The sequence below is a fragment of the Nitrospirota bacterium genome, from assembly GCA_016235245.1.
Lineage (GTDB): Bacteria > Nitrospirota > Thermodesulfovibrionia > Thermodesulfovibrionales > UBA6898 > UBA6898.
The window spans coordinates 21615-42015 of the sequence record JACRLO010000021.1 but is presented as its reverse complement, the minus strand read 5'-3'; the positions used below and the strand labels follow the sequence as shown (position 1 = coordinate 42015).

The following is a 20401-nucleotide window of genomic DNA, read 5'->3' as shown; positions in this document are numbered from 1 at the left end:
TGTTTCAGTCTCATTCAGTAGTGATTATAGCCCCTATGACCTGCTGCTTCAATATATTTTGATTGAATGCGTATTACGGAAAACAGCTGGAGGGAGAAATACAGAGAAAACAGATCAACATAAAGCAGTAAGTTAAGTAATATACCTTAATTATCAGGAAACAAAAGCTTTTTATACGTTTCTCTCTCCTCATTGCTAAGTTCTTTCCAGAACCGTGACCGCTCAAGACGTCTCATCCTCTCCTCAGGTGGCAGGCCCTGCGATCTCCTGAACCTTCTCATTATCTCCTGGCTGTTGTCCGGAGCATGAGGATCCACTCTATGCAGACGCTCCCTCAGTCTCTCTTTTCCGGCAGGTTCAAGGCCCTTGTACGCCCGATACCTCTGTCTCAGCATCTGCCTTTCCTCCGGGCTAAGCTCTTGGTAGGCGTCCAGGTTGCGTTGCAATCTATCTCTGTTTTCACGAGGCCGGCTCTTCCACTGACGGTAATTCTCTATCACCCTCCTCTTTTCCTCCGGAGGCATGGATTGCCAGCGCCCTCTGTTATCCATCTCCCTGCTGTCAGCGCCTGCTGCAGCTTCGACAAACGCGATCGCCAGCAGCAGACCCATGCCCAGAATGCGTATCAGGTTTTTCATGTGCAGACCATATCCAGGGAGCTTCTGTCAGGCTCCTTTATCCCATGAGACGGTTCTTCGGCAAAGGGGAGATCACCTATCCTGACGAGCTCGTCCAGGGTATCAAAAAAGTCATTTTCCTGGAGAAGGAGAAGGTTTGCTATGATTTCATCCTCACTGAAAGCGCCGGCAGCTGTCTGGAGAGATGGCTGATTATTGGCAATATTCTGCAATGACGATTGGCCGGAATAATATACGGCAATGCCAAAAACAAGAATAAGGACAGCAGCTGAAGACATTACTGCGCGCCACCAGACCGGCTTCCTCTGCGGCCTCACAGACTCGAGAATCTTCTTTCGCATCCTCTCTGGAGCAGTGACGTCTTCCCACGCATCAAGGGCCTGCCAACCCCTGCGCAGTCGTGCGTACTGCAAGGCACATTGCCCGCAGTCTGCAAGGTGCGTCCTGACGGTTTCCTGGTTTGCTGATGGCAGCTCCCGGTCTATATATGCTGACAGGTTATCCTGAATTTCTTTACAGTCCATGTCTGACCTCCTGGCTATTAAACACTGCTAATTGTCCCCGGTTTCATCTCTTAAATCGGAAAGCTCTGCCGCAAGAATAGCCTTTGCCCGATGCACCCTGAGCTTGATCGCCGTTACGGAGCAACCCATAACGCCGGCAATCTCGTCATACGAGAGGCCCTGATACTTGCTCAAAAGCACAGCCAGCCTCATATTGTCAGGCAGTTTGCCCACGGCATGCATCACCCTTTCCCTTACCTCCTGCCTGGTGATACGCTCCAGAGGATTGTCGCCCTTTTCTGAAAGCTCCGGCATAGCCTCATCGTCAACTGACATGAGTACAGCCTGTTTCCTGCTCCTGAGGACGTTAAAACAGAGATTTCTGACGATGGTATAAAGCCAGGTCGTGAATTTGGCCTCAGGGCTATACGTTGCTGCCGCCTTATAGATCCGGATGAAAACATCCTGCGTCAGATCCTCTGCCTCGTCTGAATCGCGAAGAAAGCGAAGGGCAATATTATAAACAGCACGCTGATGGCGGGCAACAAGGAGTTCAAAGGCCTTTGCATCGCCTTTTCTGATCAGCCCCATGAGGCTGATATCGGTTTCTTCAGGGCTAATCAAGCGGGGGGAAGACGAGAGAACTCTTGTCCGGAGCAGCACCGGCAATTTTTACTTTCCTGCCTACGACTTCAAGCCTGCCTTCGGAAAAAAGTCTGATCGCCTCAGGGAATATCTTATGTTCGAGCTTCAGTATTCGTTCAGAAAGGGACTCTTCCGTATCTTCAAAGGAAACAGGGACTGCCGCCTGAATAATGATGGGGCCCGTATCCATGCCTTCGTCAACAAAATGCACCGTACAACCCGATATTCTGACCCCGTAGTCCTGAGCCTGTTTCTGGCCGTGCAGTCCGGGAAATGACGGCAGGAGGGCAGGATGGATATTCATGACCCTGTCCCGGTACGCCTCGATAAGCGGTTTGCCGATGATCCTCATGAAGCCGGCAAGCACCACCAGCCCAACCTCCCGGATCTTCAGTTCCCTCACAACAGCCGTATAGTAATCGCTTCGCCCGGCATATTGCTTCGGGACCATGATAAGCGTTTCGATGCCGTGCTTCTTTGCCCGCTCAATGGCAAAGGCATTGGGGTTGTCCGTAATCAAAAGAACGATCTTCGCCTTAAGACTGCCCGCTTCTATGGCATCGATAATAGATTGAAAATTCGACCCCCTCCCTGAGGCAAGAACGCCGACACTCATCAGTTCCATGACCCCTCCTTTTGAAAATAGCTCAGGCGTTAAGACCTTGCAGCCAAATCAGAGCCGGATATCGATAAACGATTTCTCGCGCAGCGACTTGATCCAGGCCTTGTATTTTTCGTTAAAGAGCTTCTCCTGAAGCTGTATCTTCGCGTCCTCTTTAAGCTCAGCCGCAGATCTCGGAGCAGCCGTCTCCTCAAGCATGAGTATATGCATACCTCTGTCACTCCAGAAGGGTTTACTTACATCCCCCTGCTTCATGGCAGACAGTGCGCCGAGAAACTCCTTCCCTAAAATTCCCTTTTCAATATACCCGAGATCTCCTCCCGAATTCCTGGTTGCATCCTCGGAATGCAGGCGTGCCAATTCAGCGAAATCCTGACCCTGCCCGGCCTTTGCATACACTGCAAGTGCCTTTTCTTCTACCAAGGCCCTTTCGGCCGGATCCTTCGGCTTTTTGAAAAAGATCTGGCGGATATGATAAGAGCCGGCGCTGCTGCTCATATCCTTATTCTCCTTCATGAAATTATCAACATCAGCATCACTTACCAGGACTTTACTGCGGACCTGCTGATTCACAATCTTGCTCTGCAGCAACTGGTCGACAAGACGCCTTTTGTATTCCTCAAAGGTATACCCCTCCGACTTCAGAGAATCCTGAAACTGGGAATCCGTCATGCCGTATTTCTTTTTGATCCCCTCGATGGTCTCCTTTACTTCCTCACCTACAACCTTTACCCTGCTGTTTGCCGCCTCCTGGACCTGCAGCCTTAACTCAATAAGACTTTCGAGAAAAAGGGTCTCGTTATTGAGAAAAATCTTTTTTCTCTCCTCCTCGGGCAGGGCCTTCACCGCCGGGGAGGCGTCAACTTCCATAAAGCGGTAGAGTTCGCTCCAGGTGATAACGTCCTGATTGACGACAGCGACAACACGGTCAAGAAGAAACGTTGCCTGTACATACGACGTCAAAACAAAAAGAAATATCAGGGGATATACAATTTTATTTCTGATCATGATCACCTCCGGAATAGATACTATATACTATATTTTTTCAGAAAATCCATGCTTTCTTAACTTATAAGCTTATGAGCTTTATTTATATTGAAGATTATCCGACAATACTGCTATAATCTCGCAACTGAACGCAACTATTGAAAAAAATCGTCTTTCTTTGTGCCTGTTTTTATAGCAGGTATTCATTTTAATAACAATTAATTCATCACGAGGAGGTTCAAATGCCGTATGATGCAACGAAGTTAGCCGACTGGCAGATTTCCGAGGAAGCGGAAAAGAATATGCCTTCCCCTGAGCAGTGGCGCGAAAAACTGGGACTACAGAAGGACGAGATACTTCCTATGGGCCGCCTGGCCAAATTAGACTTTCTCAAGATCTTTAACCGTCTCAAAGGCAACCCTGACGGTAAATACATTGAGGTGACTGCCATAACCCCTACGCCTCTGGGAGAAGGCAAAAGCACCACGTCCTGCGGCCTGATGGAAGGCCTCGGAAAGCGCGGCATGAATGTCGGCGGCACGCTCAGTCAGCCCTCCGGCGGCCCTACCATGAATGTTAAGGGGACGGCTGCAGGCGGCGGAAACTCCCTTTTGATCCCGATGACCGAATTTTCCCTGGGCCTCACAGGCGATATCAATGACATCATGAACGCGCACAACCTGGCGATGGTGGCTATGACGTCGCGCATGCAGCACGAGCGCAACTACAATGACGAGCAGTTGCAGCGGCTTACCAAAATGCGGCGTCTTGACATTGATCCTACCCGTGTGGAAATGGGATGGATCATCGACTTCTGCGCCCAGAGTCTGCGCAATATCATAATCGGCATGGGCGGCAGGACAGACGGCTATATGATGCAGTCGAAGTTTGGTATCGCAGTCGGTTCCGAATGCATGGCCATCCTGGCAATTGCCAACGACCTCGCAGACCTGAAACAACGCCTCAACAATATCACGGTTGCCTTTGATAAGAGCGGCAAGCCTGTTACCACAGGCGATCTTGAAGTCGGCAATGCCATGGCTGCTTTCATGCGCAACACCATCAACCCTACGCTTATGTGCACGGCAGAATACAACCCCTGCCTCGTACATGCCGGTCCTTTTGCCAATATCGCAGTGGGGCAGTCCTCGATCATTGCTGACCGTATAGGACTGAAGATGTTCGACTATCACGTGACCGAGTCAGGCTTTGCCGCAGACATCGGTTTCGAGAAGTTCTGGAACGTCAAGGCGCGCATAGGCGGCCTCAAGCCTAATGTCTCGGTGCTCACCACCACGGTCCGCGCCCTGAAGATGCATGGCGGCGGCCCCAAGGTAGTTGCCGGCAAGGCTTTGTCAGACGAATACACGAAGGAGAATATCGGACTGGTCGAAAAAGGCTGCGCCAACATGGTCCATATGATCAATGTTATCCGCAAATCAGGCATCAATCCGGTTGTCTGCGTAAACCGGTTCTATACGGACACCGATGCCGAAGTTGCCGCTGTCAAGAGGGCTGCTGAAGCTGCCGGAGCCCGCTGCGCTGAATCACAGCACTGGCTCAAAGGTGGTGACGGCGCGCTGGAACTGGCCGACGCAGTCATTGACGCCTGCAAGGAAGACAACGACTTCAGGTTCCTCTATCCGCTTGAGATGAAGCTGCGCGACCGCGTAGCGCTTATCGCCAAAGAGGTCTACGGCGCTGACGGCGTTTCCTGGCTGCCTGAAGCCGAGGCAAAGGCCAAGATGCTTGAAGACGATCCCCAGTATGCCGACTATGCCACCATGATGGTCAAGACACACCTGAGCCTGTCACACGACCCAACGCTCAAGGGAGTTCCGAAGGGCTGGACGCTGCCGATCAGAGATATCCTGATTTACTCCGGCGCCAAGTTCCTCTGCCCGTGCGCAGGCACCATCACCCTGATGCCCGGAACAGCATCCAACCCGGCATTCAGGAGAATTGACGTGGACACTGACACCGGAAAGGTGAGCGGGCTGTTCTAAATACCTTTCCTTATTTTTTAAAAGAGCCCCCTGAATTCTGCAGGGGGCTCTTTTTTTTTGGGGAATCCTGCTCAGTCTGCTTGAGATAATGCTGCTTAGAGCAGTAAAATGATTCAGTTCTCAGAGATACGATCTGTTTTGTCGTAAACCATCAATTCTCCATAAGGGAAGTTGCTGATCAATGAATGATTTGCCCAAGGGCGGCTGCGAAACCATATTAGTTGCCGAGGATGACGAAGCTCTCAGAAGGCTGGCCAGCACTGTTTTGTCTGAGTTTGGCTATACAGTGATTCTTGCTGAAGACGGTGCTGATGCCATCGAGAAATTCAGGGCCAATAACGATGCAATACGGCTGGTGATCCTCGATATGCTGATGCCGGTCAAAAACGGCAAGGAAGCCTATGACGACATAAAAGCGCTCAACCCGGATATTCGTGCGCTGTTTGCAAGCGGCTATACTGCGGACATTATAAATAAAGAGACCCTTCTGGACTCTCATCTCGATTTTATCATGAAACCTCTGTCTCCCATAGACCTCCTCCGTAAAGTCCGCGAAATATTAGACCGCTAGGTCACCCCATCAGTTGTGCGGTTTAGCCATTGATTTGTGCGGCAGCGCTCTGCGAAGTTAGCGTTTGGTATTCACTTCGTATAATATAGGTGCCATGCTTATGTATGCCGGAACAATATTTATTGGTGCTTTTCTGCTCTTCCAGATACAGCCGATGATCGCCAAGATGATCCTCCCCTGGTTTGGTGGCTCTGCCGCAGTCTGGATCACCTGTATGCTATTTTTTCAGACCTGGCTGCTGGCAGGTTATATCTATGCACACATCCTCGTGCGTTATCTGAAGCCCAGGCTCCAGATGCTGACTCATGCAGTTCTGCTCTGCACAAGCCTTCTTATATTGCCCATTGTTCCTGCTTCCGGCTGGAAGCCGACGGGCAGTGAAGCTCCGATTCTGCGCATCCTTGGCCTGCTGACCGTCTCTGTCGGACTCCCGTATTTCCTGCTCTCCACGACAAGCCCGCTTCTTCAGGCCTGGTACAGCAGAAAATATAAGACAGCGCTGCCCTATCGCCTCTTTGCCCTTTCCAACCTGGCATCACTGCTGGGACTGCTTGTCTATCCTTTTCTTGTTGAACCGACAATTACGATCAGGCAGCAGTCAACCGGCTGGTCGTCGGCATATGCCGTATTTGTGATTATTGCCATCGCCACGGCTTGGATCAGCAGGCATGTAAGGGCAGATGATATCTGTTCGGTCAGCGAACAGTCTGCAACAGACCATCCCGAATGCCAGTCTCCGTCCTTTACGGAAAAACTGCTCTGGCTTGCCCTTGCCGCCTGCGCCTCGACCATGCTCCTTGCTGTGACCAATCATCTCACGCAGAATGTCACTTCTATCCCGTTTCTCTGGATACTGCCGCTAAGTCTTTATCTCCTGAGCTTTATTCTCTGTTTTGATTATGAGAACCTGTACAGCAGAAACGCGTATCTCTGGATCATTGCCATGGCATTAGGGGTAATGGCATACGGACTGGTCAACTGGAATGCCAGGATGAGCCTGATGCTGGTCATCATCTCGTTTTCCGCCGGACTCTTCGCCTGCTGTATGTTCTGTCATGGCGAACTGGTAAAGCGGAAGCCCCATTCACGGTTTCTTACCTCGTTCTACCTCATGCTGTCAGCCGGCGGTGCACTGGGAGGCCTTATCGTAGGTCTTGCAGCCCCCACGCTCTTTTCAGGATATTATGAACTGCCGGCTTCACTTGCTGCCTGCGCGATCCTTCTCTTTATCGTTCATATCCGGAGAAGGTGGTACAATGTGGCAGGCACCCTTCTGGTGGTTGGGGTCATACTCGCCTGCGGCTACTATGTCTATACCTACCAGCAGACCGCCCGGGCCATGGTCAGAAATTTCTACGGCATGCTGCGCGTCAACGAATACGACAAAGGAGAGGAGATCGAGACCCGAAGACTTGTCCATGGCTCGATTACCCACGGAGTTCAGTTCATCGATCCTGAGTGGCGGCGTGATCCGATAGCCTATTACGCTCCGGAATCCGGTGTCGGCATGGCGATAAAGCATCTCAGAAAACCTTCGCTGCAGGTCGGTGTTGTAGGCCTCGGCGCCGGAACTCTGGCAGCATACGCCGAACCTGGCGACCTCTTCCGCTTTTATGAGATCAATCCCCTTGTCGAGAAGCTCGCCAGGGAAGAGTTTACCTATCTGTCGGATTGCCGCGGCACTGCAGAGATTATTCTTGGAGACGCCCGTCTTTCTCTTGAGCAGGAAAAGGACCGGATATATGACCTGCTGGTAGTAGATGCGTTCTCCGGAGACTCCATTCCCGCCCATCTGCTTACCACACAGGCGCTTGAGCTTTATTTCCGCCACCTCGGGCCCGATGGAGTCCTTGCGCTGCACATTTCCAATGCCCACCTTAATCTGGAACCGGTTGTCGAAAAACTCGGCAGCGCACTTGGCAAGCAGGCGGTCATGATCAGCAGCACGGAAGACGAAACTGAGGAGATCTATTCTTCAGACTGGGTTTTGATGACCTCAGCGCCGCTGAAATCTCCTGAAATTGCCAAGGCTGCAGGAACGCTGAAATCAGATCCTGCGATGCGCGTCTGGACCGATGACTACAGCAACCTCTTTCAGATCCTGAAAAAGAAGCGTTTTTGGCAATAAGCCGGAACGCTCTGCCGTTACCTTAATTCCAGCGAGATAGCATTCAGACTGCAGGACCTGCGGCATATTCCGCAGCCGAAACATTTTCCCTTGTCAATGCGGCTGACCGACCTTCCGCTCACCTCAATACTGTCGATAGCGTCAAAGTGACAGACCGTATCACAGAGACCACATCCGCTGCAGATCGTTTCATCGACCCGTGCCGCATATTCAGCCCGAGCCATGGTCTCGACATGAATTTTTGAGAGGGTTGTCATGGCAAGACAGCCCTCTGCGGAGCAGTTGCAGATGGCACCGATAAAAGGCGTCATCATGGTCCAGATGGTATGGATCGCCCCCTGCTCTTCCATCTCCTCCATCTGCCTTAGCGCAAGGTCAGCGTTCAGGGATTCAAGACCCTGATCTGGTGCAGTGCCAAAGTAGCTCATATCTATGGCGTTATACCAGGGCTCAGGGCCATAGCTGATCGCATAACAGCAGCGGACTTCTTTTTTTTCGATATCCCAGCGGCAGGCACAGGGCATGCGGACCACGGTCCTGGCCTTCCGCACCAGTTCGCGGATCTCCTCGATCGGCAGCAAGAAAGTCTCTATATAGTTACGGCGGTTGAGGTCAGACAGGAGATCCTGTCCATAGTTTGCCGCATTCTTATACCAGATCTTTCCTTCTCCGTGCTTTGTGCAGAATTCACACATCTTTATGCTCCTGACAATATTTGTTTATGATTGAATAGTTCCAAGATACTATTAAAAATGAAGAAAATTTAACGGTGTTTTCACGAACATTGTGATAACATAAAAAAGTCGTGAATACCATTACCCTTCTGAGATACGTATCCCTCCTGGTTTTTACCGTCCTGTCTCTTTTTCTTGCATCCGCTGCAATGGCTGACGATTCAACGAAAGACCTTGCATCCGCCATCAATCTTAAAGCAACCGGACTCATGATGAATAAAGCCCAATCAGTAAACACCGCACGGGAATTCAGCATCCCTGTCGGTGATGGTCTCAGCACCTATATGGATTGCACAGCGCCAAGCCGGCAGGACCCGACAAAGAAGACCAGCAAGGATTTCCGTACGGTAATCGGCTTCCATATCGTCCTTAAATAGCGCAGACGTCAGACGCTCCGACCGCAGCAAGCATTATCGTTTCTTTCTGATCTTCTTCAGTTTCAATGCTAATTCCCTTGTCTCCTGAAGCAGGACTTCAATCTCATCCAGTCCTTTATCCCAGAACCCGCGGTCTGTGATATCAATGCCCATCTTCATGAATATATTCTTCGGGCTGTCCGAAAGACCTGCGGACAGAAATTCCTTTACCTTCGTAATGAACTTCGGGTCCCCCTGAACAGAGTTCTGAAGCGACTTTGAGATAAGGAGCCCGCCGGCGTAGGAATACACATAAAAGAACTGGCGAATATGACTCCAGTAGACCCACCAGTTCTCGGATCCTGCTGACTGCTCAACTGCATCGCCCATATAAGCCGCCATATGCTTCTGGAAGAGCTTGCCGATCTCAAGCTTCGAAAGGTAGCCCTTCGCTCTAAAGATAAGGTGAAGCTCCTGCTCGAATTGGTAGCAGGCAACCTGCCTGCAGATGGTTGAGACTTCATCGTTGAGTTTCATCATCATGATGCTCAGTCTGAGTTCGTCATCAGCCTGCCGCAGGATCTCCTTCAAGACAAAGTCTTCCATAAAGGTGCTGGCAACTTCCGCAGTCGAAGTAGGCGTGCCGAAGTTCAGTGCATGATGCTTCTGCCGGATCAGCTCATTATTGATACCATGGCCAAGCTCATGAGCAAGCGTCAGCACATCAGAGAGAATACCCGTGTGGTTCAGAAGGATATAGGTCGGCTGGGATATAAGATGATGCACACAGAAGGCGCCGCTGCCCTTGCCCTTTCTCGGATACACGTCGAACTGCCCGCTGCCGAGAAACCCGTCAAAAATATCGGCAAACTGCGGATCAAGACCGGCAAAGACCTTTCTGGTAAGTTTCACTGATCTGTCATACGGATATTTCGTCTCTATCGAGCCGTATTCAACATTTCTCTCATGATATTTCAGGACCCTTACACCCATGAGTTCGGCCTTCAGTTCATAAAAGCGGCGGGAGATATCATAGCGCCCGGAAACAGCCCGTATCAGCGCATCGACCGTCTCACTCTCCATGTCATCGCTGATATGCCTAAGCAGATCCGGCCGGGGGACCCCTCTCAGTTCATCGTCAACTTTCTTGTTCGCAAGCACGGAGTTGATCTCGACCTCTGCGATATCGACGTTGCAGCTCATGATATCATTGAACGCCTTTGCAGCAGTATCACGCACTTTCCTGTTTCTGCTTTTCGTCAGGCTTGAGATATCCGGAAGGGGTTTTGCGGCATAACTGCCGTCTTCAAGCAGGACCTTGCGCTCCTCACGGGAGAGAAAGTCGGACGTCATTCTTACCCAGTTGCCGTAAGAAGTGGAGGATTTGAGGTTCATGATCTTCTCTTCCGGTTCGGAGAGCATATACTGGGACTCTGCAAAAATACGGTCGAGGTAATGACGATATGTGCGGAGACCCTTATATGCAAGGAATTTCTTCTGCAGGGAGCGGGGTATCTTTGCGATTCTGAGGTGGAAAAACTGAATATCATTGCCGATATTCCTGCTGAATTCTTCGATCTTGTTGAGCTGTGCCTTGAGGTCAGTATTATTTCGATCGATCTGGTTTCTGAGCCAGAAATAATAGCCAGGATTGCCGTCTGAACCGTAATTCCTCATCCAGCGCTCATACTCATCCAGCGCCTCTTTAAGCACGGCAGGGTCTTTCAGGTAATCCCTGCGCCCTTTCCACTTATTGATAAACGCATAACTCTTCTTCTTGATCAGCCTCTTCTGCTCTTCAATGCGCGGATCATCGTCGCCCAGAAAAAGATGCTTCAGGTTCCAGACGACGTTTTTGCCCTGCGGCTCTTTATCATTCATTTTTCTCATCATTATCTCCTTATCATATCAGCGGACGTAACGGGCGGGTATTCGCAGCTATTTCCTGAACTCGACGAAATCTCTGACCGCAGCAGCAACAACAATGCTTCCGTTCAGAAGGTCGTCGATATGGATAAATTCATCGTGGGAGTGGACCTTCTGCATACCGGTGGAAAGGTTGAGAGTTACGATCCCGTGCTGATTAAAGATATTGGCGTCAGAGCCGCCGCCGGTCGCCGTATGCTCCGGCTCTATCCCTGACTTCAGGAATATCGAATCCATAAAGGCAAGGAAAGGCTCCTTTTCGCTGATCCTGAATGTCCGGTATTCTTCGCGGGCTTTGATATGCACCTTTGCACTTCTCTTTTTTGCAATGTTTTTTGCCGAATCGAAGATAGCGTTCTTGACCGTTCGCAGCGCACCGGAATCATGGCTTCTCACTTCACCATGGATCAGGACCTCTTTGGGGACAACATTCGTCGCAGTGCCTCCCCGGATTAACCCGATATTCGCAGTTGTCACTGAATCAATTCTTCCGTCAGGGACTGCCGCAATGATCTCCGCGGCAACTCGTATGGCGTTGATGCCTCTCTCCGGCTCGATACCGGCATGCGCAGGCCTCCCTACAACCCGCATCTCATAACTGATCTGCGTCGGAGCAGAAACAACGATCCTGCCGACCGGACCGCCTGAGTCGAGCACAAGGGCAAATCTGCTTTTTATTTTTCTGAAATCAAGGCCCTTGGCGCCAAAGAGTCCCTTCTCTTCTGCTGAAGTCAGGACAACCTCGATATCACCATGAGGGATATCCTGCTTCTTCATCACTGTCATTGCCTCGAGAATCTGGGCTATGGCGCTTTTGTCGTCTGCGCCAAGGACTGTTTCGCCGACAGACCTTATGACATTTCCCTTTATCGCATAGCGTATGCCCTCTGTCGGCTCGATTGTATCCATATGTGCGCTGAGCAGAAGCGGTGCAGCTTTTTTCAGACTGCCTTTCTTGAAGGCTATAATATTGAACGATCTGTCATAGCTCTGCCTGGTTACCCTGAATCCAAGGCCACGAAATGCGTCTTCAAGGTGGTCGCCAATGCGTCCCTCTTCAAAGGATGGAGAGTTGATATTGATAAGGTCCATGAAGGTGCAGATCAGACGTTTTTTGTTGATGAGCAGTTCTTTTCGCATAGATGTAAGCATACCAATTATGAGCGGTCTATTTCCATGCCCGGCCAGGGCAAACCAGATACTCTTTTGCTATACTGAAAGCATATCGAAAATCATGGTCAGGAGGCCTATCATGAGCGCTATGGAGATACTCTATTCACGCAGGAGCATTCGCAAATATACCACAGAAGCGGTTTCAGGACAGGCCTTGCATGACATACTTGAGGCCGCCATGAGCGCACCGTCAGCAGGCAACCAGCAGCCCTGGCATTTTATCGTCATAAACGACAGAAAACTGTTAGACCAGATACCTTCTCTGCACCCCCATTCCCTCATGTGCCGGGAATCATCGATGGCAATCCTTGTCTGCGGAGATCCGTCACTCGAAAAACATGTCGGATACTGGGTTCAGGACTGTGCGGCGGCCACGGAGAACCTTCTTCTGGCAATCCATGCAGTCGGGCTTGGAGGAGTATGGGTAGGGGTGTACCCCAGGGAAGATCGCGTTACCGGGTTCCGCAAACTTTTCGGCATCCCTGAGCAGGTGATACCCTTTGCCTTGATCCCAATCGGCCATCCGGCTGAAGAAAAACCACCCCGGTCTGACCGGTACAATCAGTCGCGTATTCATAACAACACGTGGTAAGGAAGCAGAAACCCAAGGAGCCGCCGGTCCCTGCTGAACGGCACGAGACGATCAGAAAGGAGATTTTGTCTTTGCTAAAGGACCAGACCCTCTCTGCAATGGAGCTATCGGCTGAGGTCCATATTTCAGAGAAGGATGTATCTGAACACCTTGAACATATCGGACGTTCGACACATAAGACCGGCCATCATCTTACCGTCATACCGGCTGAATGCACGAAATGCGGCTTTATCTTCAGGAAAAGGGAGCGGCTCAAAAAACCGGGCAGGTGCCCCATCTGCCACGGAGAAAAGATCCAGGAACCGTTGTTTACCCTTCGCAGCAATTAAGGCTATGCAGAGACATCACGCTTCTTCTTTTCAAAAAGTTCGCTTTTGGTCCAGAGATGGAAGAGGCTTCTCAGGCTCTTGAGGGCAATCATGAGTTCATGGGGACTTCTCAATTCAAGCAGTCGCTTAAACAGAAATGAGGGGCGGGAATAAAACCGCTTAAATGCGAGCTGGCGGAGTTTCAGGATCTCTTCCCTGGTCATGGTAAAGGGGATGAATGCTGCCCCCTGATAGGTGAAGTCTGAAAGCTCGTCCGAGATCGTACCATACTGGGCAAGGTTGTCATAAAGTTCTGTGCCGGGAAAGGGCGTTATGGCATGAAAGTTGGCAATGTCAGGATTCAGGTCAAGAGCAAATTCAATGGTCTGGAGCCCCTCCTCAAAGGTCTCCCCCGGAATGCCGAACATGAAGGGAGTGCTCACCCGGATGCCGACTTCCTGTGCGGCCTTTACTGCCCTGCGTATCTGGTCAAGGGTCGTGCCCTTCCTGATGGTGTTGAGGTTCTTCTGAACACCGCTTTCTGCGCCAAAAAGAATAGCCCAGCAGCCGGCATCTCTGAACGCCTGGAGCAGCGGCTTGTCCACCTGATTTACGCAGGCAGAGGCAAACCAGGTAAAGTCGAGCTTCCGTTTTTTTATCTCCTGCGCAAGCTGCATTGCCCTGTCATAATCAGCGGCTAGCGTGTCGTCAATAAATTTGATCTCCTTATAGCCGAGCGCAAGGCAATGCTCGATCTCTTTCAGCACGCTGTCAACACTGCGAAACCTGATACCCCGCTGTCTCTGTCTGTCTATCTGAAAGCAATAGATGCATTTCCTGTTGCAGCCGCGCGAAGTCATAAGCACGGCCACCGGTTTTCTCTTGTACGTCGCAGGGGGTGGGATATAGAGCATCGAATCGCCAAGGAGGTCTCGCGCTGGAAAAGGCAGCGCATCAAGATCTTCTATCAGCGGTCGGGGCGGGTTCTTAACGATCTCTCCTTTTTCACGATATGCTACGCCTGAAACTCCCTGAAATCCTTTGCCGGATTCAAGTCTCTCGATCATCTCAAGGCAGGTCTGCTCACCCTCCCCTGTGACGATTGCATCAAAGAGATTGCCTGAATCCTGAAGACAGTTCTCCTGAACCGCAATCGGATACGGGCCGCCGGCGCAGATAAAAACATCTCCAAGCATCTTTCGGATGTCAGCTGCCGCAGCTTTCGCCTTGTTCCAGCCAAAGGTAGTTGAATAGATACCGATAAAATCCGGTTTGAATGCCCGGATTTCGCTCAAAAGCTGCTCATGCAGGGTAAATGCACCATTAACAAAGATAACCTCATGGCCGGCCTGTCTCAGCACTGCCGCAACATAGAGCGTTCCGAGTGGCTGCCAGTAGTTGATCTGGGATGCCGCGGTCTTTGAGGAAAAGATATCCTCAGGGACCCATGATGGTATGACCAGCGCGCATCTCATTATTTGCAGCCTGCATAGAATGTATCTGCTTCTGCCGAAGCAGATGAAGGCGCACCCCTGCGTATCACAGCCTCTGCTGCACCGATGCCTGACTCTATCGCATGGTCCATATTGTAATAGCGAAACATGCCTGATCTTCCGGCAATATGAAGATTCTTAAACTGCCCCAGATACGTATAGAGTTCATCGCAAAGCCCATGATAGCCGACTTCAAAAAGCGGATAGGCCTTTGGAACGCGGACGACCATGCTGTCGCATACATCTCTGCTTTCGATAAAGCCGAGTTTCTCAAGGTGCCCGACCGTAATCTCAAGAAGGTGCGCATCCGTTTCGCTCCATATCCTGTCACCTTTAAAACTGAAATATTCGACCACAAGCAGGGTCTTGCCCTCCGGAGCCATCATCTCAGACCAGTTCGTCGGCTCATGAATCCTGCCAAAAGGTATTTTCTCCTCCGGTATGTAGATCCATGTCTGATCAGTAACCCGTTTTTTGTCGATCATAACGGCGACAACGACAAGGTCCCGAAACCTGAGTCTTGATGCCGCCTCAAGGATATGATGCGGTGGAGCAGGACGCAGCATATTGATAACGTGGGTCAGGGGCAGACTCGATATGAACTGCCTGCCGGTTATCAGCTCACGCTTGCCCTGATGACGCACCGCGATGCTTTTGATCTCGCCATGGTCGTGATGGATCTCCTCGACCCTGGTATCAAGCCTGACCTCATTATGCAGCTCGATCTCGTCTTTAAGCCGGTCAGATATCCTGCCGATACCGAGCTTCGGATAAAAGAACTCATCCACGAGGGTCGGAATCTTTTTCCCGCCTGCCCTGAAAAATGCATTTTTGAGCGCCCTGCCGAGCGACAACCCGCTGATCCTGCGGTCAACCCATTCAGCGCTGATCCTGCTGCAATCGATACCCCAGACCTTTTCACTATAGACCTTAAAGTAAATATCGAACATGGTGCGGCCGAAGTTTCTTATCACCCAGTCCTCAAGAGAAACAGGGTCTTTTCGGCCGAATAAGCCTCTGCATTTTTCGATGCCGAAATCAACAAGGATACCGAGGCTCGTAGATATACCGAGCCCAAAAAAAGCATTTGCGGGTCTGAGAGGATAGTCGAGAAACGTATCCCGCATGAAAATCTTGCTGGAGCGGGGCACGGTGATCAGTTCATCCTGCATCAGGTCCCGAATAAAATAATTCAGTTTTTCGTCAGTCGTAAAGAACCGGTGGCCGCCGAGATCAAACCTGAAGCCGTTGTGATAAATCGTCTTTGAGAGGCCTCCGACCGTCATGTCGGCTTCAAGCACACGCACCCCAAACCCTGCCCGGGCAAGAACAGCTCCTGCAGAAAGACCGGTCAGTCCGCCTCCCAATACCACGATATGCTCATTTTCCTGAAACGGAATACTCATCGAATTACCTGCAACATCCGCAGGAACTGCCGCTAATGCTGATCCGGTAATGGTCGTCTTCACGACAGAGTTCGGTCCTGAATCCTGACATGGCAGCAAAGGCCCTGACCCGCACCGCATCCTCCCTGACGCAGACAAGGACCTCAAGCGAATCCGCTTCATCGGCAAGGGAGGGGAACATTTCTCTCAACTGCAGTAACGTGTCAGTCATTTCTCCATTTTTCGTATGAATGATCATGGGCTTATTTTACCGTTTGTCCGGAGCGTATTTCCATACATCAGCAGATCTGCGAGCGTATCCGATTGTGGCAGGAATACGCTCTAAGGTATCCGGCGGCTTCTTGTTGTTTTTTCCGGTGAACGGTAAAATACAGACTATTACTGCTATCGCTATTACAAAGGGGCTCCCAATGACAGAGACAATGAAACCATCACTCAGCTACACCATCGTCTGCGATGATGTGAGACAGGAACAGGGGGGCAAGATCAGCCTCATGGGTCTTTTTGAAAACATCTACGCCATGAGTTTCCCTGTGCTTCACCCGCGTCTTGCCCTCATGTCCGAATGGACTGAAGGCCGGGGAGAATTTGAAATTATTACACGACTTTTGTCCCCTGACCGGAAGACCACGCTCAGGGAAACGGTATCACGGATCGCGATGAACGACGCTCATCACAAACACCGCGATGTTTCCCTGCATCTGAATATCGAGTTCCGGGCAGCCGGCACATACTGGATTGAGCACTATCTCGACAAGGAACTGGTCAGTTCAATGCCCCTGACCGTGATCCAGGTCAAAGAACAGGCATTTCACTGACAACACAGGGCTCTCGCCGACATTTCATCACTATTCCGCAGGATTGGGCAGTAACAGGAGAAGCCTGCTCATCATTTTTCCCTCATCACGGTTTCAATTGTAAATACGTTTGCGGTAAAATAGACGCCTTGGAGAGGTGGCTGAGCGGTTGAAGGCGGCGGTCTCGAAAATCGTTATGGGGGCAACTCCATCGGGGGTTCGAATCCCCCCCTCTCCGCCAGTTATCTCCATGCGTTAGGACTGACCTCATGATTGGCACAAAAGGCAATACAGAAACTCTTGCAAGCTATATCAGCCAATTCAGAAATATACACGTTTCAGATGTTCCTCACCAACATGAATCAGCAACAATAGTCCGAACCGTTTCTCTTGATGGTCACCGCATACCTCAGTATATAAATGAATTCTGGACTGCAAGACAGCGGCAGGCCTCTTCAATCCATGAGATATCGTACAGGGCATGCTTTAAGCCGCAGTTGCCTGCCTTCTTTATCAACCTCCTTACATCAGAGGGTGATATTGTGTATGATCCGTTCAGCGGGCGGGGCACAACCGTTATCGAGGCAGGACTGCTCTGCCGCAGGATCATCTCAAACGACATCAATCCGCTTAATCAAATACTGGCAATACCGCGTTTTTTCATCCCCCGTTTTGAGGATATCGCAGAGCGCGTTGAGCAGATCAGATTTAAGAAACGGATCAAGCCTGACACAGATCTATCGATGTTCTATCATGCTGATACGCTGACAGAAATCCTTTCACTCAAACAGTATCTGCAGAAAAGAAAAGAGGACGGATCTGAGGACATGACAGACAGATGGATCCGCATGGTTGCCACGAACCGCCTGACCGGCCACTCCTCAGGCTTTTTCTCGGTCTATACGTTTCCGCCCAATCAGGCAATAACACAGGATGAACAGATCAGGATAAATATAAAGCGCGACCAAATCCCGGAATATAGGGATATTAAACAGATCATCCTGAAAAAAACAAAAAGCCTCCTCAGGAATGTGACAGAAGAACAGAAGAGTTACCTGAACAAGGCAGGGGAAACGGCATTATTCCTGGCATGTGATGCATCCAAAACAGCAGAGATACAATCAAAAACCGTTCAGTTGACCGTAACATCACCGCCCTTCCTGGACATTGTCACGTATTCAAAGGACAACTGGCTCAGATGCTGGTTCAATGGCATGGATGCCGAAAAGATCGCCTCAGGTATATCTACGCCGAAATCGATAACAGATTGGTCGGAGATCATGGGCAGGGTCTTTCATGAACTGTATCGGATCACGAAAAAGGGCGGTTGGGTAGCCTTTGAGGTGGGCGAAGTACGAAAAGGGACGATCAGGCTCGATGAATTTGTGGTGCCCCTTGGCATTGCTGCGGGCTTCTCCTGCGAAGGGATCGTTATTAACCTGCAGGAATTTACCAAGACCTCAAACATCTGGGGGGTCAGCAATAACACCGACGGCACCAACACCAACCGCATTGTCCTTTTTCATAAGAAGTAGCTTTCGCGGCATCCAGTCTTCATAAAAAAAATGCGGCCCGAAAGCCGCATTTTTATCTCGTTCATTGTCGCTGCTATTTTTTGTTCGCATACCCCGCTTTTCTGAGCGTTTCCTCAATTTCACCAAGAACCGCAGGGTCCTCGATGGTCGAGGGCATGGCAAATGGTTCGCCGTCAGCGATTTTTCTCATCGTGCCTCTCAGGATCTTTCCCGAGCGCGTTTTCGGCAGTCTTGCGACAACCGCAGCCTCGTTAAAGCAGGCAATGGGGCCGATTTCCTGCCGTATCATTCCCACCAGTCCTTTTTTCATCTCACTGCTGTCTGTCTTGACACCCGCCTTCAGGACCACAAGGCCAAAAGGAACCTGTCCCTTAAGCGAATCATGCACACCAAAGACTGCACATTCTGCAACATCCGGGTGCTGGGAAATAATCTCTTCCATCTCACCGGTCGAAAGACGATGACCTGCTACATTGATCACATCGTCAACGCGGCCCATGATAAAGACATACCCATCCTCATCCCTGAACCCCCCGTCGCTCGTGAAATAGTAACCGGGATATACCTTTGTATATGACTGTAAAAATCTCTCATCAGCCTGCCAGAGCGTCGGCAGCGTGCCCGGAGGAAGAGGCAGTTTCACAACAACAAGTCCCTCCTGCGTGGGACCGAGAACCTTGCCGCTGCTGTCGAGTATCTGAACGTCGAATCCCGGAACAGGCATGGTCGATGATCCCGGTTTGAGGGGAAACTGTTCTATGCCCATGCAGTTTGCGGTTATCGGCCAGCCGGTCTCTGTCTGCCACCAGTGGTCAATGACCGGCCTGTGAAGTAAATTATGGGCCCAGTGGTAGGTATCCGGATCGAGCCGTTCACCGGCCAGAAATAGATATTTGAAATTCGACAGGTCATACTTTTTCAGGTAATCACCCTGAGGATCGTCCCTCTTGATTGCCCGAAACGCAGTCGGCGCCGTAAAAAGGGTCTTCACGCCGTGTTCAGAGATTACCCTCCAGAAGGCTCCCGGATCAGGCGTGCCGACCGGTTTTCCTTCATACAGTATGGTCGTGCAACCTGCCAGAAGCGGGGCATAGACAATGTAGGAATGGCCAACTACCCACCCCACGTCAGATGCAGCCCAGAAAACCTCACCAGGTTTCGTATCATAGATGTTCTCCATGCTCCAGCGCAGCGCAACGGCATGACCGCCGTTGTCGCGCACAATGCCTTTAGGCTTGCCGGTTGTGCCAGAGGTGTAGAGGATATAGAGCGGGTCAGTCGCCTTGACCGGTACGCAGTCAGCCGGTTCCGCCTTTGCCGATACGTCATCCCAGTCAAAATCACGTCCCGGTGTCAGCTCGGCAGCAACCTGGGGACGCTGCAGAATTACGCATTTTTCCGGTTTATGTTCGGCAAGTTCAATGGCCTTGTTGAGCATCGATTTATACTCGATAATCTTCTTTACCTCTATGCCGCAGGAGGCGGAGATGATGACACGCGGCCTCGCATCGTCAATGCGGATGGCAAGCTCGTGCGGAGCAAAGCCGCCAAATACCACCGAGTGAATCGCCCCCAGACGCGCGCAGGCGAGCATTGCTATTGCTGCCTGCGGGATCATCGGCATATAAATAATGACCGTATCGCCTTTGGCTACTCCCATATCCTTAAGCGCTCCGGCAAACCGCGAGACCTTTTCAAGCAGTTCACGATAGGTATATTTCTGTATCGAACCGGTAACAGGACTGTCATAAATAAGTGCCGTCTGCTCAGCCCGGCCGTCTTTGACATGCCGGTCAACCGCATTGTAGCAGGTGTTCATCTCACCGCCGGAAAACCAGCGGTAAAAAGGCTTGTTCGAATCGTCCAGAACTTTGTCCCACTTCTTGTACCAGTCAATTGCTTCAGCAGCCTCTGCCCAGAAACCCTCCGGGTCCTGAATACTTCTGTTAAAAACTTCCTCGTACCTGCCCATCGTAAGCCT

At 50.8% G+C, this 20401-nt stretch carries 20 protein-coding genes and 1 tRNA gene; 9 read left to right on the top strand and 12 right to left on the bottom strand.

Annotation, left to right across the window (positions count from 1 at the left end):
• Positions 1 to 146 precede the first annotated feature (146 nt).
• Genes HZB31_10260 through HZB31_10240 form a run of 5 tightly spaced genes read right to left on the bottom strand, consistent with a single transcriptional unit; the run spans position 147 to position 3416 of the window.
• Positions 147 to 638 (bottom strand): DUF3106 domain-containing protein, encoded by a 492-nt coding sequence (locus HZB31_10260; GenBank protein MBI5848309.1) that lies wholly within the window; start codon positions 636 to 638, stop codon positions 147 to 149.
• On the bottom strand, positions 635 to 1162 hold the full coding sequence (locus HZB31_10255; protein MBI5848308.1) for a zf-HC2 domain-containing protein: 528 nt from the start codon (positions 1160 to 1162) through the stop codon (positions 635 to 637). The genes HZB31_10260 and HZB31_10255 overlap by 4 nt, the downstream gene beginning before the upstream one ends.
• Before the next feature lie 27 nt (positions 1163 to 1189).
• A complete protein-coding gene (locus HZB31_10250; protein MBI5848307.1) occupies positions 1190 to 1732 on the bottom strand; it encodes a sigma-70 family RNA polymerase sigma factor in 543 nt (180 codons plus the stop codon).
• A 25-nt stretch (positions 1733 to 1757) separates the two neighbouring features.
• Positions 1758 to 2411 carry a phosphoribosylglycinamide formyltransferase gene (locus HZB31_10245; protein ID MBI5848306.1) on the bottom strand — a complete coding sequence of 218 codons (654 nt, stop codon included), beginning with the start codon at positions 2409 to 2411 and terminating at the stop codon, positions 1758 to 1760.
• Positions 2412 to 2459: 48 nt separating this feature from the next.
• Complete coding sequence (locus HZB31_10240) at positions 2460 to 3416, bottom strand: peptidylprolyl isomerase (GenBank protein MBI5848305.1); 957 nt, start codon at positions 3414 to 3416, stop codon at positions 2460 to 2462.
• A 221-nt stretch (positions 3417 to 3637) separates the two neighbouring features.
• Here HZB31_10240 and HZB31_10235 point away from each other — a divergent pair, with 221 nt between their 5' ends.
• The 3 genes from HZB31_10235 (at position 3638) to HZB31_10225 (ending at position 8100) form a co-directional block, all read left to right on the top strand.
• Positions 3638 to 5401 (top strand): formate--tetrahydrofolate ligase, encoded by a 1764-nt coding sequence (locus HZB31_10235; GenBank protein MBI5848304.1) that lies wholly within the window; start codon positions 3638 to 3640, stop codon positions 5399 to 5401.
• Positions 5402 to 5582: 181 nt separating this feature from the next.
• A complete protein-coding gene (locus tag HZB31_10230) occupies positions 5583 to 5972 on the top strand; it encodes a response regulator (protein MBI5848303.1) in 390 nt (129 codons plus the stop codon).
• Positions 5973 to 6066: 94 nt separating this feature from the next.
• Positions 6067 to 8100, top strand: a complete 2034-nt coding sequence (locus HZB31_10225) for a fused MFS/spermidine synthase (GenBank protein MBI5848302.1) — start codon at positions 6067 to 6069, stop codon at positions 8098 to 8100.
• A 17-nt stretch (positions 8101 to 8117) separates the two neighbouring features.
• Here HZB31_10225 and HZB31_10220 read toward each other — a convergent pair whose 3' ends face one another.
• Entirely contained in the window at positions 8118 to 8795 is a 678-nt protein-coding gene (locus HZB31_10220) for a hypothetical protein (GenBank protein MBI5848301.1), read from the bottom strand.
• Between the two features lie 110 nt (positions 8796 to 8905).
• On the opposite strand from HZB31_10220, the gene HZB31_10215 reads away from it, so the two are divergent.
• Positions 8906 to 9211, top strand: coding sequence for a hypothetical protein (locus HZB31_10215; GenBank protein MBI5848300.1), 306 nt, complete (start codon positions 8906 to 8908; stop codon positions 9209 to 9211).
• Between the two features lie 33 nt (positions 9212 to 9244).
• On the opposite strand, the gene HZB31_10210 is transcribed toward HZB31_10215, so the two are convergent.
• Both HZB31_10210 and HZB31_10205 read right to left on the bottom strand, forming a co-directional pair.
• On the bottom strand, positions 9245 to 11071 hold the full coding sequence (locus HZB31_10210; GenBank protein ID MBI5848299.1) for a M3 family oligoendopeptidase: 1827 nt from the start codon (positions 11069 to 11071) through the stop codon (positions 9245 to 9247).
• A gap of 57 nt (positions 11072 to 11128) precedes the next feature.
• Positions 11129 to 12268 (bottom strand): M20/M25/M40 family metallo-hydrolase, encoded by a 1140-nt coding sequence (locus tag HZB31_10205; protein MBI5848298.1) that lies wholly within the window; start codon positions 12266 to 12268, stop codon positions 11129 to 11131.
• Positions 12269 to 12368: 100 nt separating this feature from the next.
• On the opposite strand from HZB31_10205, the gene HZB31_10200 reads away from it, so the two are divergent.
• On the top strand, positions 12369 to 12881 hold the full coding sequence (locus HZB31_10200) for a nitroreductase family protein (GenBank protein MBI5848297.1): 513 nt from the start codon (positions 12369 to 12371) through the stop codon (positions 12879 to 12881).
• Entirely contained in the window at positions 12875 to 13210 is a 336-nt protein-coding gene (locus HZB31_10195) for an ArsR family transcriptional regulator (GenBank protein ID MBI5848296.1), read from the top strand. Before HZB31_10200 ends, HZB31_10195 begins: the two co-directional genes overlap by 7 nt.
• Positions 13211 to 13212: 2 nt before the next feature.
• Here HZB31_10195 and HZB31_10190 read toward each other — a convergent pair whose 3' ends face one another.
• The 3 genes from HZB31_10190 to HZB31_10180 are packed head-to-tail and all read right to left on the bottom strand — an operon-like array spanning position 13213 to position 16299.
• On the bottom strand, positions 13213 to 14664 hold the full coding sequence (locus tag HZB31_10190; GenBank protein ID MBI5848295.1) for a radical SAM protein: 1452 nt from the start codon (positions 14662 to 14664) through the stop codon (positions 13213 to 13215).
• The gene (locus HZB31_10185; protein MBI5848294.1) at positions 14664 to 16088 is read right to left on the bottom strand and encodes an FAD-dependent oxidoreductase; all 1425 of its coding nucleotides are present in this window, start codon (positions 16086 to 16088) and stop codon (positions 14664 to 14666) included. The genes HZB31_10190 and HZB31_10185 overlap by 1 nt, the downstream gene beginning before the upstream one ends.
• A gap of 4 nt (positions 16089 to 16092) precedes the next feature.
• Positions 16093 to 16299: a hypothetical protein gene (locus HZB31_10180; protein ID MBI5848293.1), complete on the bottom strand. Its 207-nt coding sequence runs from the start codon at positions 16297 to 16299 to the stop codon at positions 16093 to 16095.
• 199 nt (positions 16300 to 16498) lie between these two features.
• On the opposite strand from HZB31_10180, the gene HZB31_10175 reads away from it, so the two are divergent.
• The 3 genes from HZB31_10175 (at position 16499) to HZB31_10165 (ending at position 18420) form a co-directional block, all read left to right on the top strand.
• Positions 16499 to 16906, top strand: coding sequence for a hypothetical protein (locus HZB31_10175; protein MBI5848292.1), 408 nt, complete (start codon positions 16499 to 16501; stop codon positions 16904 to 16906).
• Positions 16907 to 17036: 130 nt separating this feature from the next.
• Positions 17037 to 17126, top strand: a tRNA-Ser gene (locus HZB31_10170).
• A 28-nt stretch (positions 17127 to 17154) separates the two neighbouring features.
• Complete coding sequence (locus tag HZB31_10165; GenBank protein ID MBI5848291.1) at positions 17155 to 18420, top strand: site-specific DNA-methyltransferase; 1266 nt, start codon at positions 17155 to 17157, stop codon at positions 18418 to 18420.
• 73 nt (positions 18421 to 18493) lie between these two features.
• On the opposite strand, the gene HZB31_10160 is transcribed toward HZB31_10165, so the two are convergent.
• Positions 18494 to 20392, bottom strand: coding sequence for a propionyl-CoA synthetase (locus tag HZB31_10160; protein ID MBI5848290.1), 1899 nt, complete (start codon positions 20390 to 20392; stop codon positions 18494 to 18496).
• Between the last annotated feature and the right edge of the window lie 9 nt (positions 20393 to 20401).